Here is a 13,339-nt window from a genome sequence, read left to right as displayed (position 1 = left end):
TGCGCCGGGTTTCGATGCCCGGTGCATATAATAGAAATCCTCTTGACGATTCTTTCCAGCCTATCGCAGGAGGAAGCGAGGAGCATTTCTGAGAACGTCACATGGGGCTTGCGGAAGAGATTCGCAGACGGCAAGTTCTCCGTCGGCTACTCGCGCTTTCTCGGTTACGATAAAAGCGAGGACGGCAATCTCGCCATCAACGAGGAGCAGGCCAAGATCGTGCGGCTCATCTTCCGGCTTTTCCTTGAGGGTATGACGGCTTGCGGGATTGCCAAGGAACTGACCAAACGGCACATCCTAACGGTCACGGGCAGGGAGAAATGGAATGCCAAGACCATCCGGGGAGTCCTCGCCAACGAGAAATATACGGGCTGTGCGAGGATTCAAAAGACCTTCACGCCGGATTTCCTCACCAAGAAAGCCGTCAAGAACTGCGGGCAAGTGCCAAGTTACTTCGTGGAACAGAGCCATCCCGCCATCATCGACACTGCCGTGTTCGAGATGGTGCAGAGGGAGATGGAGCGACGCACGCGGGAAGGCGGGAGATACAGCGGTGTAAGTATTTTTTCGGGGAAAATTCGGTGCGGCGAGTGCGGCGGCTACTTTGGAGCCAAGGTTTGGCATTCCACAGATAAATACAGACGCACCGTCTACCGTTGCAACAACAAGTATGATGGGCAGAAATGCCAGACGCGCCATGTGATGGAAGAGGAAATCAAGGCCGCTTTCGTCACGGCGTTCAATCGACTGGTGACGGAGCAGGATGAGGTTATCGTGAATGCACGACTCGTCAGACAGACACTTTGCGACACGACGGCGCTTGTGGAGGAGAAAGCCAAGCTGCAGCAGGAACTGGCGGTATTGGTGGAGATGACGGAAAAGTGCATCCGCGAGAACGCCCACATTGCACAGAACCAGGGAGAGTATCAGAAGCACTACGAGGGGCTTGTGGTGCGATATGATGCCGCCAAGGCTCGATTTGACGAGGTGACGGATGCCATCTCTGCCAAGCAGGCGCAGTCGGAGCGATTAGCATTGTTCATCAAGTGCATCAAAGAACAGAGTGCGCCTGTGGCGGAGTTTGACAGCCAGCTTTGGGCGAGCATGGTAGAGTGCGCGACCGTGGATAAGGGTATGACGGTGGTGTTTCGGGATGGGACGGAAGTGAGCGTGTGATGGGAGATTTAGGAGAAATTGCTCGAAATTTCCTATCGGAAAGCAGGATTTGAGAAATTTATGTAGAAAATTTTAATATCAAAAATAAGATTAAAAAGTTAAGTGATGGTGAATGATTACGTTTTCTACCGCTTGAAGAACGGGGTATGTGCAGTTTGATGTATATGAGATAGGAGCTTGATATCGTTATGGATAAATCATTCTATGATATTGCAAAATTATTAAACAAATTCAAAAACATGATAGCAACTCGTGACGAATATGAGGATTCTTTAGAAGAACTGGATGGAATTATAGAAGATTCTATGGAGCCGTTACTGGTTATGGTTATGGGTGAGTTTTCTACAGGAAAGTCCACTTTTATCAATGCGTTGGTGGGGAAAAAGATAGCTGCTGTTAATGCTACGCCTACTACGGCGATTATTACCAAGCTTTGTTACGGGGAGAGCGACAAGGTAATAGTTCACTACAAGGATGGTTCGTTGAAGGAAAATAGTGTTGTAGATTTTGATAATGTCACGTCAGAAAATCAGTTTCCCTATCAAAGGCATGATGAAATCTCTTTCGTAGAGCGACGCATGCCCGTTGATATGCTGAAATCTATGTCTATTATTGACAGCCCAGGATTGAACTCTTTAAATCAAGGTCATACTATCGCAACGAGGAATTTTGTAGATAAAGCAGATGTCGTGCTTTGGATGTTCGATGCTAACAAGCCTATATCTCAAACGGAAATGACTGCCATGAATAGGCTGAGACTTAGATTGAAACCGATTGCCATAATCAATAAAATGGATGCCTTAAATGATGATGAGGATGATGTGACGGAATTTTTAGACGGAATCCAGCAAAAACTCAAGGATAAAGTACAACGAGTGATTGGCATTTCGGCTAAACTGGCTTTTATAGGGCAGGAACGTGGTGATGAAAGACAATTGGCTGCCAGTAATATCCAAGAGTTTTATACTGCTCTTGATGAACTGGTCTTGCCTAATATCAAAACGTACAAAATGAATACCCTTATGGATGATATGTCGAATTATGTTTTCACCATTGGGGAAAAAATTAAGACTGGCGAAATCATAGTGGCTGGTATGCAGGATGAGGATTACGCATCTTATATGGAAGAACGGCAAAAACAGGTAGCTTTACTTGATGGACTAGAAGAAATGCTGATTCCATTTCATCAATACGCAACAGCCGCTTCAAATAAAAATGCATCCGCATGTGCATTTTCTGCTGCACTTTATTATTATGGTTTTCTGGTAGAAAAAAATGAAGATTTGGCGAAAAGATTAGCCGAAGAAGCTGCACTTAGAAACGATGATCTTGCTCAGATGTTATTGGCTACGCTTTATGTTAATGAAGCGGCTTTTGATAGAGCTGTATATTGGGTACATCGTTTAGCCGATAAAGAGTTCCCAGAAGGGCAACGTGCTTTGGGAAAGATGTATCAAGCAGGATTGGGCATAGAGGAGAATGCAGAAGAAGCGGTACGGCTTTTTGAAAAGGCGGCGAAGCGAGAATATGATGGTGGAGTATATGAATTGGCTTATTGTTATTTGACTGGCTATGGAGTGCCCAAAGATCATAAAAGAGGATTTGAGCTTTTGGAGAAAAGTGTTAAGTTAGGTTCCACGGAGGCCATGCTTGCTTTGGGAAATAGATACCTTGAAGGGGATCTGGTGCCTAAGGACGAAAAGATTGCATTTGAACTTTATGAAAGAGCTGCCAGAAAAGGAGATGCTGATGGGCAATTTCAATTGGCATTTTGTTATTTTAAGGGGCTGGGTACAACCGAAAACCCTGACAGAGCCATCTATTGGCTACGTCGTGCTGCTATGCAGGATGTAGCAGAAGCACAATGTTTAATAGGACGTGCTTATCAAGACGGTTATGGTGTTGCACAAAATGAAGCTAAGGCTATGATGTGGCTAAAACGTGCTGCTGATAATGGCAGTGACGATGCTATGTTGAAAATTTCAAAAATGCAGACTGATTCGATGGAAGCTTTCTCGTGGATACAAAAGGCAGCAGAAGCAGGTAATTCTGAAGCACAAGTTCTTATTGGTAACTATTACAGCAATGGCCGTGGTATTGAAGTCAATAATGAAGAAGCCATGAGATGGTATCGAAAGTCTGCAGAACAGGGGAATACTGATGCCATGTATCATGTTGGAAATATGTATTACTATGGGAGAGGCGTAGCACAGGATTATGATGAGGCATTGAGTTGGTATAAAAAAGCCGCCGAATTGGGCGATGCTGACGCCATGAATAATGTCGGATATATGTATCACCAAGGGTTAAGCGTAGCACAGAACTATAACGAGGCATTTGGCTGGTATAAAAAAGCCGCTGAATTGGGCAATGCTACTGCCATGTATAATGTTGGAGATATGTATCACCGTGGGTTAGGCGTAACACAAGACTATGATGCGGCATTGAGATGGTATAAAAAAGCCGCTGAATTGGGCGATGCTTCCGCTATGTATAATGTTGGAGATATGTATCACGATGGGTTAGGGGTAGTGCAGAACTATAACGAGGCATTTGGTTGGTATAAAAAAGCTGCTGAATTGGGCAATGCTAACGCTACGAATATGGTTGGATTTATGTATCAAGAAGGGTTAGGGGTAGCACAGGACTATGATGCGGCATTGAGATGGTATAAAAAAGCCGCTGAATTGGGAAATGTTACCGCTATGGTTGCTGTTGGATATATGTATCAAGATGGGTTAAGGGTAGCACAGGACTATAACGAGGCATTGAATTGGTATAAGAAAGCCGCTGAATTAGGTTATGATACCGCCATGTTCAGTATTGGAACTATGTATCGAGATGGGTTAGGGGTAGCACAGGACTATAGTGAGGCATTGAACTGGTATAAAAAAGCCGCTGAATTAGGCGATGATATCGCTATGAATATGGTTGGATTTATGCATCAAGAAGGGTTAGGGGTAGCACAGGACTATGATGCGGCATTGAGCTGGTATAAAAAAGCCGCTGAATTGGGCGATGCTGATGCCATGAATAATGTTGGAAATATGTATCGACATGGGGAAGGGGTAGAACAGGATTATGATGCGGCATTGAGCTGGTATAAAAAAGCCGCTGAATTGGGCGATGCTGATGCCATGAATAATGTTGGAAATATGTATCGACATGGGGAAGGGGTAGAACAGGATTATGATGAGGCATTGAGCTGGTATAAAAAAGCCGTTGAATTGGGCAATGCTAACGCTATGAATACCGTTGGATATATGTATCAACATGGGGAAGGGATAGAACAGGACTACAATGAGGCGTTGAGCTGGTATAAAAAAGCCGCTGAATTGGGCAATGCTACTGCCATGTACCATGTTGGATATATGTATCACCGTGGGTTAGGCGTAACACAAGACTATAACGAGGCATTGATCTGGTATAAAAAAGCCGCTGAATTGGGCAATGATGCCGCTATGGGATATATGTTTCATCATGGGTTAGGTGTAGCACAGAACTATAAAAATGCATTTGGTTGGTATGTAAAAGCCGCTGGATTGGGCAATGCTACTGCCATGTATAATATTGGATATATGTATCAGTATGGTCATCATGTGGATAAAGACTATAGAGTGGCTAAATCTTGGTATGAGAAAGCCGCTTTACATGGTTCGGAAGAAGCAGCGGAAAATTTGAATGAGGTCAGGCGATTATTAGAAAACGGCAATCGCCCAGATGAAACGCCTAAAGAAGAACAGAAAACAGGGTTATGCTTCATCACTACCGCTGTCTGCACGAGCTTCAATAAACCCGATGACTGCTATGAACTTACCATGTTCCGCAGATTCCGTGACACATGGCTCTCTGCCCAATTCGATGGCAGCATCATCATCAAAGAATATTACCGCATCGCCCCCACCATCGTGCAAAGTATCGACAGCCGCCCTGACAATAGCTCCATATACCGAGAAATCTGGAGCCTATATCTCTTACCTTGCCTACATTATATTGAAACGGGCTCTAACAACAAATGCAAGGAACTCTATATCAAAATGGTGAAGGATTTGGAGAAAAGGTTTGTGTGAGGTGCGGCGGTATGTTTGAGGTGAGAGGATGAAAGATCATGCAGATGGATTTCTATAAAAAACAGGAAACGGCAACAAAAAACAAACTGCAACAGATAAAAGCCATCGCCAGTGGACTGAAAATGGCCAATGCTGCCAACCAGATAAGCGAAATCCTTCAGCGTATCATGGGCGATACATTTCATCTCGTGGTCGTAGGCGAGTTCTCTCGTGGCAAAAGCACCTTCATCAATGCACTCTTGGGGCGAAGGATCCTCCCGGCCAGCAAAAACCCCACGACGGCCATCATCAGCAAAATCGTTTATGGCGATACGCCCGCCTATCAAATTTTCTACAAAGACCATCGACAGGATGACTTGGCAGAAGCAGCCTTCAAAAAACTCACAGCGCCCCCGGAGCCGGACGAGAGTGACCCTGACTCTGTACAAACGTTTTCCAAGGCGCAAAAAATCATCTCTGCCATAGATTTTGCCAGGATTTCCTATCCCCTGCCCTTCTGCAAGGATAAGGTGGAGGTCGTGGACACCCCCGGCACCAACGACCTTAATGTCGGACGCATGGAAATCACGTATGGCTATCTGAACCAGGCGGATGCCGTGATACTGCTTTTGGCGGCTTATCAGCCATTAACTGCATCCGAAGCCCAGTTTCTCAAGGAACGGATTCTTGGAAACCAGATACAAGACATATTCTTTGTCATCAGTCACAAGGATGATTTGGACACGCCTGAACAAGAGCAAGATGTCGTGAACTTTATCACAAAACACCTGCAAGAGATCCTTCCTGCCGGCTTCGACTTGTGGAATCGCATCTTTCTTGTAAACAGCCTCGGCGCACTCTATTTCCATATGCAGGAACAGGGCGAGGTGTTGACCGTCAAGCAGGAGCTTAAACTTCCCGACACGTTTGGAGATACGGGATTTCCTGATTTTGAGGTCGCTCTTGGGAAATTCCTTGCAGATGAGAAAGGAAGGGCGAGACTTAGGAAGTATAGCCGCGACGCGCAGACCGTTATTCAGATGATGCAGCATGACGTATCCGTGAACATCGGAATCGTGTCCCATTCAGCGGATGAGGTTCGTCAAAAAGCTGTGGAAATGGAACCGAAATTTCAACGGGCGAAACGGCAAGCGGAGCGAATCGTAACCGATATGCAGACGGCCTTTGAAAGCGCGGGTTCGGATATGGATTACAAGTGCCATGCTGCCGCCCATGCAATTCTCTCCAAGGCGAAGGCAGCCGTGAACAATCTCACGAAGGATATGTCTGCTTCTGCCATGCAACAAGCCATTGAGCGCGAGGTTACCGTGGAGAAAAAGAACTTCATGGATACGACTCTTGCAGAGTGGCAGAACATTTTCCGTAATGAAACGAAAAGGGCGCAGGAATCTTTGCGTAAAATCTGGGAGGATATCGATGTTGAATATCAGAGGAGTTTCAACCTTCCGGCGGCGGTGGATGATTCTTCGACAAGCCTAGTCCTTTCTTCGTCTGAGAGCAGCAAGACTTTTTCGGAGCAAGCCTATAATTTTGCAGGAGAAATGTTCCGTGGAACTGAGAAGGAGGACAATATTTTTGGCATGATTGGCTGTATAAGCATGGGGGCGATAGCGGGAGTTGTGGGCGTCGTGACGGAGCTTTTTGGTATGTTCTTCGGCGACGGTCGTGAAACTTGGCGTGATAAGGTGCGTTCCGAGGTCATCCGTGCATACAGCGGACAGGGTGACAAGATAACGGAAGCAGTGAAGACGCTTTATCAGGCAAAGACAGAAGAACTTTGTCATAATTTGGAAGAAAACGTCAATGCTCGCATCGCAGATATGGAGCGGCAATTGCAGGATATTCTTCGAGAGAAAGAAGCACAGGAACAGGACGCTGAGAAAAAGAAAGCCGGTCTTCTGTACAAGCAGGAGGAACTTCGCCGTATTTCCCAAGAAATGAAGCGATTGATTTTGTAAGTGGAGGAATCCAATGGATTTGCAACAGGAAAAGAACAGGGTGCTGCAATTTTTGTCAGAGCTTACAGCAAAACCATACGTCCATACGCATGTGAAAGCCCTGCAAGGGTTGCGTGAGCTGCAGGCCGATATCCGAGGCGATTTCTATACCGTCGTTGTCTTGGGAGAATTCAAGCGCGGAAAGAGCACCCTTATCAATGCCCTTCTGGGAACAAGTCTTTTGCCTATGGACGTCTTGCCTGAGACAGCGACCATCAATGCCATTATGTACGAGGAAACACCGCAGTTGACTGTGGTGCATCGTGATGGATCAACTAGGAAGGGCGAGGTCTCCTATGATTTCCTCAGACAGTATTCTGCAAAAAGAGAGGATCCTGACGCTGCTGATGTCCGCTATATCAAGATCGGATACCCTTGTGATCTTTTAAAGAATCGTATCGTTCTCGTGGATACTCCGGGGGTTTCTGACCTCAACGAACAGCGTTCCGAAGTCACTTATCAATTCATCCCTAAGGCGAATGCTGTCTTGTTTGTTCTCGATGCTAATGCACCGCTGAAAAAAACGGAGAAAGATTTCATCGATGAGCGCCTCCTTCCGCTTGGTATAAACAACATACTGTTCATCATCAACAAGTACGATGCCGTCGATGAGGATGAAGAAGAGACATTTCTTGAGAATGTAAAGAAGAGGCTGCATCGTGCATTTCGGATAGATGCGAAGGAGGCGCAACTCCGAGATATTTCCGTCTATCCACTCTCGGCCAAACAAGCATTGCAGGCTGTTGAGAAAGGCGACGAAAAACTTCTCCAGGCGTCAGGTTTTGAGGAAATCAAAGACAAACTTCGAGCCATGCTCTTCGGCGGTCAAGTGGAACGAGAAAAGCTGCAGGGGTATCGCAAGCGGCTTCACTGGTTGCTTTCTATCCTGGAACGCGAAATTCAAGGGGAAAAAGCCATGATGTCTGCCAGCATCGCGGAACTGGAAGAGGCGGTCTTTGCCCTTCGTCAGATGCTCCAAAAAAATTCGGAAGAAAACAACGTGGATGCATACGTCAAGTCGGCAAAGGCGAAAATCTATGCAATGGCGGATAAATCCCTGCAGCATTTCCACAGGAAGCTCAGGGAGAATATTCTCGATCTTGTGGAAGAATACCAGAGTCAGGATTTCAAAAACTTCATTGAGCAAGCCATCCCAAAGCATATCCAGAGAAATATCGAGAGTTGGATTGGCGTCTATGCTCCTCATGTTGATGAGCTTTTAGCGCTGCTGGAACGGGAATTGGCCAGAGGGCTCAGCTGCCATTTCAAACAAAAAGTTCGATTGCAGACAACAAAGGGGAATAAGCTTCAAAGCATGGGTTACGTCCTTGATCTTGAGGCTACGGACATTTCCAACACGGGTATGCAGGCAGGAGCTATTACAGCCGCTGGCGCCGTGGCGATTATGGCGATGCTCAACCCAATCCTTGTACCAATACTGAGCATCTGGGGACGTTCCAAGATATTCGACAGTCTGTTGCAAAAAAAGTTGACTGCGGCAAAAGCAGATGTAATTCCGCAAATCGAAAGTCAGCTCGCCAAGACGATGCTGGAGCTTCGTTTCCATGTTCACAGCTACATCGATAAGCAAAGCGTTCGTATTCAAAAAAATACCCAGTGCGCATATGAATCCATTCTCTTGGACATTCAAAAGCGAATCGAGGCGAAAATCGCAGCTAAGAAGCAGGAAGGGGAAAATGTCCAGAGGGAAATGGATGAATTGACAGCACAGGTGGCGGAAATCCACTACTACATAGAAAAACTGAGCGAGGAGGAATGACGTATGAGTTTGTTTGAGCTTTTTGATGCTGCATATGGAGATGGCCTATATCAGTCGATTCCTGATGGAATCGGCGGTGCGGATATTTTGCATAACGGCGCGGTGGTAGATCACATGAATCCCGAGGGTGTACTTCATTCTCACGGGAGGGCTTTTCATTTCCCAAATGTACAGGGCGGCGTAGATGTGATTTCTGACGGTCAGCTCGTATCGCATACCGAGCCGAATGTCATGGGCGGTATGGATGTATACGATGGAGATATGGGGCTGGAACATATGACGATGCCCAATGTTCATGACGGGGTTGACATTTATGGCGCCGATATGAATATGGACGGTATGACTATGCCGAATGTTTTCGGTGGAGAGGATTATTTTTCGATGCAGGGGAATGCGGACGAAATACTTTCCTACGATGATCCACTGATGCATTCGGCAGAATATAAGATGAATCCATTTAATACGATGGGAAAGTAATGTTGTATTTTATGGCAAATTTTAATAGGAAAGAGGTGAAGTAAATGGCATGTTGTTGCAGTTGTGGAGAAAAAAAGTATACGCCGTAAGTTTTTCGAACAGATGAGCCTTTATGCGAATCCTGTGCGAATGAATATTCGCAATATCCAGAATGCAGTCGTTTCTTTGAACACGAGATGATGGTTGGAAGTTTTTGTTCTGAGTGTGATAAGCTAGACAAGAATTAGTTATAGTTAAAAGAGGGCGTATTTTAGGGAGGTCAGTTTATGATATTAGAAATTGATGTATATCGTCCTAGCGGAGAGAAAACACTATTGCATTTTTGCAATCAGTGGGGGAATTATAAGATTATGAAAAGTTTTGAACGGCTAAATCCAGTGGGGGGCAAGTATAAACACTATGAAATCGATTTCAGTGGTATCTCATATTATGATATATCAAAAATTAAAAAATGGTTAAATGAGTATGAGCTAAGCAATCCAGGTATTTGGGATGTGCCCGAGGAATAACTTGTATGTTTTAGGATGTGCAAAATCTTGACCGAGAGGGCTGTCGCGCAAATTAAATTCCCTATAATATATAGTACATCGTTCAAATATGAATACCTATATATTGTAAGAAAAAGGTATGTGCGATAGCTTCCTTTCGCTATGCCGAGAAACCTTGATTTATGCGGCTTTGTGCTTGATGTGAACTGAAGTGATAAACTAAAACTGGGCACTGAGGGGGGAATGAATTAGACACTGTTGCTGGTATCCTGTGCACAGGATGACAAATAGCGGGCAATTCGTTTCTCTCGCTACGATAGGATGTTGCCATATGAAGTACATGAAAGAGCGACGTTTGTACATAAGTTGTCGAATTTATGACGGTGAACTCACAAGATATGAAGTAACAGAAGAATATGCGATCAGTGATGAAACAGCACGGAACTATATGCGGCAATACCGAGATGCCAACAAACTCTCACCGAGAAGGAGAATGCAGAGCAGTTGCAGTTTTGTCCCAAAACGGATGTTCATCTCTTCGAGCGGGTTTGTCCGACATCCAAGTTCCCATGACCAATTTTTAGATTCTCGTGTCCAGTTTTTCTCACAGGGGTGTGCAAATGCACCCCCTTTCGCTATGCCGATAAGCCTTGATTTATGCGGCTTTGCAGCGCATACTCGCTTAACGATAGGCAGGGGGGTGCATCGTTAAGAGGGTATAGGAGGTGCATCGTTAGATTGTATCAAAGTTAGGGGTAAGACGGACATGTTATTTCAACTTTGCTGCAAGGAACGGACAATATCTGCAAAGATGACGTTTGTGCATGTGGACATGAGCGGTGGGTTCGCTTCTTCCTGCAGGCTCTGGACGGGTCGGCGGCGGATGCCGTTGCGGCGATCGATCGCTTGACTGAGCTGCATGAAAAAACGCGGCTTTCGTAGACACGCTGGGAAGGGCGAAAAAAATGCCTCGCGCGTCTTTCGCTATATCGAGGCGAATCCGATCGTCGATATAGCGAAAGAAGGCAGAGGCATGGGGGATGTCCTTCCATACGGCTGGGGCGGCAATCTCCAGCGGTTGGGCGAATGCGGAATCTTGGTAGAAACAAGCGAGAGGAGAAGAAGCCGCATCTTTGCCTATGAAGCTTATTTGGACATATTGAGGAAGGGAACGTGAAAAAACGGCAAGCCGCAACGCATAGATAGTCTGATAAACTGCCTTTTACCGCAGGAAATTTCGCCAGATCGTAAAAACTGCAAAAGCGATGAGAAGGAAGAGGACGAAAGGGCGCGGCGGCTCTTTTCTTTCGCCTTGAAGAATCCAATGGAGATCATCGCGCAGGAGAAAGATGCACAGAATCGGTCCGAGGATGAATATGGCCTCATTCGCATGGAACGCGCCGGCGAGGTCGCCTTCGGAGAGCGCGAGCATCAGGCGCGTGATGCCGCAGCCGGGGCAGTCGAGTCCCGTCGCGGCGTGGAAAGGGCACGGCAGGCTAAGTCCCGTCGTGCGGCAGAAAAAGAGGTAGGAGAAGCCGGCGGCTAGGAGCAGGATATAGCGTTTGAACACGACTTTTACGCGTATTTGCCGCTCGGTGGCAAGGCGTCTTTCGTCTGCTTCTGAATGGCTGGCGATGTCTTTGGCAGTAAAAAGAAACCGCCCGAAAGCGGACGGCTTCTTTCTTTTTGTGTCGTTCATGATTTAGAAGGCCTGCGATGCGCCGCCATCGTAGTCGATGATGTCGTTGAGCGCACTCTGCATCAGGGCGTAACTGATGATGCCGAAGCCGAAGAGAGCGAGGACGAGGTAGATGATGGGGGTGTTCGTGTCTGCCGTCATGCCGCGTTTCTGCTTCGCTATGACGATGGTCTCGCCCATCTTGTAGAGCCAGTAGAGGCTGTATATGCCGCAGGTGATGATGGAGAAGAGGATGACCATGCCGCCCGAAGCTGTCGTGCGTTCGCCCGCTGCTGCATGGGCGTCTTCGGTCAGTGCATAGACCCAATAAAAAGCGTAGACGCCCAAGGTGACGAAGGAAAGAACGATGGCAAGGGGGATGCTTCTTTTTGTCATGATGAATCTTCCTTTCTGGTTGCGTAAAATGAAAACGTTGGATCTTGCCGAACGCTACGCGTGCGGCTTTTGCAGAGATACGTGCGGTGCATCTGCCGAAAAGATTGGTTCGGGCGGTGCGCTGCAGTTCTTTTTCTGCAGAAAATCGTTGAGCGAGGCTTGCAGGAATGCTATGGTGAAATTATAGGTGCGCAGGAGCGCCATGAGCAGGTAGACGAGCGTCGGACTGTCATCTTTTCGCTTGTAGACCGCCCAGAGGACGATGCCGGAAAGGATGGCTTGAACGATGGCGGTGACGAGGAGCCCGATGAGGAACATGAGGATGATTAGACCAATGGCCATGGCGTCATCGGTGGAATCGTGATGCGCAGGCGCGGCTTCTGCAGCGGCACTGAGTATGAATTGGAAGGTGTAGTCGAACATCGTGAAAACGATGTAGATGACTGTCATGATAATGGTGACGATCGTATACGTCTTGTTGCTCACGGAGTCGGGCGGTAAGCCGTTTTCGCGGCGTAGTTCGACGAGCTCGCCGCCGATTTTGTAGAGCCAGTAGTAGAAGTAAAGAGAGCAGGTGAGGATCGTATAGAGTACGGCGGTGCCGCCGTCTACGGTACGCGGCTTTCCCGAGAGCGCATGGATCTCGTCCGTCAGTTTGTACATCCAATAGAGTCCGTAGATGCCGCAGGTGACGACGGTCAGGATGATGGAGAGAGCGATGTCGCGCTTCTGTATCTGCATGAAAGCCTCCTTGTTGAATATTAGAAGTTTCTTCAAATCACTCTTTACGAGAGAAGCTCCACGGGGCGTCTGCCTCATGGAGCTTTTTCCTCAGCGCACGCGTGCGGCAGGCTCTTCCTTTTCCTCTTCGGGGAAGACGACGCCCTGCACATGGACGTTCGTCTCGACGACCTTGAGTCCCGTCATGGACTCGATGGCGCGGCGCACGTTCTTCTGTACGTCGGTCGCGACGTGGCGAATGTCGACGCCGTAGGTCACGACGATGGAGAGGTCGACGGCGGCTTCTTGCTCGCCGACTTCGACTTTGACGCCTTTCGAGAAATTCTTGCGGCCGAGCATGTCGGCGATGCCTCCGATGAGACCGCCGCTCATGCCGGCGACGCCGTCGACGTCCATCGCCGCGAGTCCTGCAATGACGCTGACGACCTCATCGGCGACGCGAATTGAACCAAGTCCTTCGTTGCTCGTTACGAGCGGAGCCGTATCTTCTGCCATGGAAAAAACCTCCTTGCTTGCTGCTGCAAAGCGTCCTCTAA

General features: G+C 47.2%; 11 protein-coding genes. 6 read left to right on the top strand and 5 right to left on the bottom strand.

Annotated elements, in window-relative coordinates; translation table 11 throughout:
* Window positions 1-108 precede the first annotated feature (108 nt).
* From ACO5Z0_RS02225 to ACO5Z0_RS02200, 6 genes are all read left to right on the top strand, one after another.
* Window positions 109-1,176: a recombinase family protein gene (locus tag ACO5Z0_RS02225; RefSeq protein WP_485649035.1), complete on the top strand. Its 1,068-nt coding sequence runs from the start codon at window positions 109-111 to the stop codon at window positions 1,174-1,176.
* Between the two features lie 188 nt (window positions 1,177-1,364).
* The gene (locus tag ACO5Z0_RS02220) at window positions 1,365-5,246 is read left to right on the top strand and encodes a dynamin family protein (protein ID WP_485649034.1); all 3,882 of its coding nucleotides are present in this window, start codon (window positions 1,365-1,367) and stop codon (window positions 5,244-5,246) included.
* A 38-nt stretch (window positions 5,247-5,284) separates the two neighbouring features.
* A complete protein-coding gene (locus tag ACO5Z0_RS02215) occupies window positions 5,285-7,204 on the top strand; it encodes a dynamin family protein (RefSeq protein WP_485649033.1) in 1,920 nt (639 codons plus the stop codon).
* 13 nt (window positions 7,205-7,217) lie between these two features.
* A complete protein-coding gene (locus ACO5Z0_RS02210; protein WP_485649032.1) occupies window positions 7,218-9,023 on the top strand; it encodes a dynamin family protein in 1,806 nt (601 codons plus the stop codon).
* A gap of 3 nt (window positions 9,024-9,026) precedes the next feature.
* Window positions 9,027-9,500: a hypothetical protein gene (locus ACO5Z0_RS02205; protein ID WP_485649031.1), complete on the top strand. Its 474-nt coding sequence runs from the start codon at window positions 9,027-9,029 to the stop codon at window positions 9,498-9,500.
* Window positions 9,501-9,766: 266 nt separating this feature from the next.
* The gene (locus tag ACO5Z0_RS02200) at window positions 9,767-10,009 is read left to right on the top strand and encodes a hypothetical protein (RefSeq protein ID WP_485649030.1); all 243 of its coding nucleotides are present in this window, start codon (window positions 9,767-9,769) and stop codon (window positions 10,007-10,009) included.
* A 753-nt stretch (window positions 10,010-10,762) separates the two neighbouring features.
* On the opposite strand, the gene ACO5Z0_RS02195 is transcribed toward ACO5Z0_RS02200, so the two are convergent.
* The 5 genes from ACO5Z0_RS02195 to ACO5Z0_RS02175 all read right to left on the bottom strand — a co-directional run bounded on the left by ACO5Z0_RS02195 (window position 10,763) and on the right by ACO5Z0_RS02175 (window position 13,298).
* Entirely contained in the window at window positions 10,763-10,909 is a 147-nt protein-coding gene (locus ACO5Z0_RS02195) for a hypothetical protein (RefSeq protein ID WP_485649029.1), read from the bottom strand.
* A gap of 301 nt (window positions 10,910-11,210) precedes the next feature.
* Window positions 11,211-11,687, bottom strand: coding sequence for a DUF2752 domain-containing protein (locus tag ACO5Z0_RS02190; protein WP_485649028.1), 477 nt, complete (start codon window positions 11,685-11,687; stop codon window positions 11,211-11,213).
* A gap of 3 nt (window positions 11,688-11,690) precedes the next feature.
* Window positions 11,691-12,062, bottom strand: a complete 372-nt coding sequence (locus ACO5Z0_RS02185) for a DUF4234 domain-containing protein (RefSeq protein WP_485649027.1) — start codon at window positions 12,060-12,062, stop codon at window positions 11,691-11,693.
* A gap of 54 nt (window positions 12,063-12,116) precedes the next feature.
* A complete protein-coding gene (locus ACO5Z0_RS02180; protein ID WP_485649026.1) occupies window positions 12,117-12,803 on the bottom strand; it encodes a DUF4234 domain-containing protein in 687 nt (228 codons plus the stop codon).
* Window positions 12,804-12,893: 90 nt separating this feature from the next.
* Window positions 12,894-13,298 carry an Asp23/Gls24 family envelope stress response protein gene (locus ACO5Z0_RS02175; RefSeq protein WP_442672400.1) on the bottom strand — a complete coding sequence of 135 codons (405 nt, stop codon included), beginning with the start codon at window positions 13,296-13,298 and terminating at the stop codon, window positions 12,894-12,896.
* Between the last annotated feature and the right edge of the window lie 41 nt (window positions 13,299-13,339).

It is taken from the genome of Selenomonas sp., assembly GCF_057272215.1.
The sequence above is the reverse complement of the archived record's forward strand: the minus strand, read 5'-3'. Positions and strand labels throughout refer to the sequence as shown.

Bases quoted from the DNA above. Each gene is read 5' to 3' on its own strand.
- ACO5Z0_RS02220 (WP_485649034.1), top strand. From the start codon at position 1,365: ATGGATAAATCATTCTATGATATTGCAAAATTATTAAACAAATTCAAA.
- ACO5Z0_RS02215 (WP_485649033.1), top strand. From the start codon at position 5,285: ATGCAGATGGATTTCTATAAAAAACAGGAAACGGCAACAAAAAACAAA.
- ACO5Z0_RS02210 (WP_485649032.1), top strand. From the start codon at position 7,218: ATGGATTTGCAACAGGAAAAGAACAGGGTGCTGCAATTTTTGTCAGAG.
- ACO5Z0_RS02205 (WP_485649031.1), top strand. From the start codon at position 9,027: ATGAGTTTGTTTGAGCTTTTTGATGCTGCATATGGAGATGGCCTATAT.
- ACO5Z0_RS02200 (WP_485649030.1), top strand. From the start codon at position 9,767: ATGATATTAGAAATTGATGTATATCGTCCTAGCGGAGAGAAAACACTA.
- ACO5Z0_RS02195 (WP_485649029.1), bottom strand. From the start codon at position 10,909: ATGCAGCTCAGTCAAGCGATCGATCGCCGCAACGGCATCCGCCGCCGA.
- ACO5Z0_RS02190 (WP_485649028.1), bottom strand. From the start codon at position 11,687: ATGAACGACACAAAAAGAAAGAAGCCGTCCGCTTTCGGGCGGTTTCTT.
- ACO5Z0_RS02185 (WP_485649027.1), bottom strand. From the start codon at position 12,062: ATGACAAAAAGAAGCATCCCCCTTGCCATCGTTCTTTCCTTCGTCACC.
- ACO5Z0_RS02180 (WP_485649026.1), bottom strand. From the start codon at position 12,803: ATGCAGATACAGAAGCGCGACATCGCTCTCTCCATCATCCTGACCGTC.
- ACO5Z0_RS02175 (WP_442672400.1), bottom strand. From the start codon at position 13,298: ATGGCAGAAGATACGGCTCCGCTCGTAACGAGCAACGAAGGACTTGGT.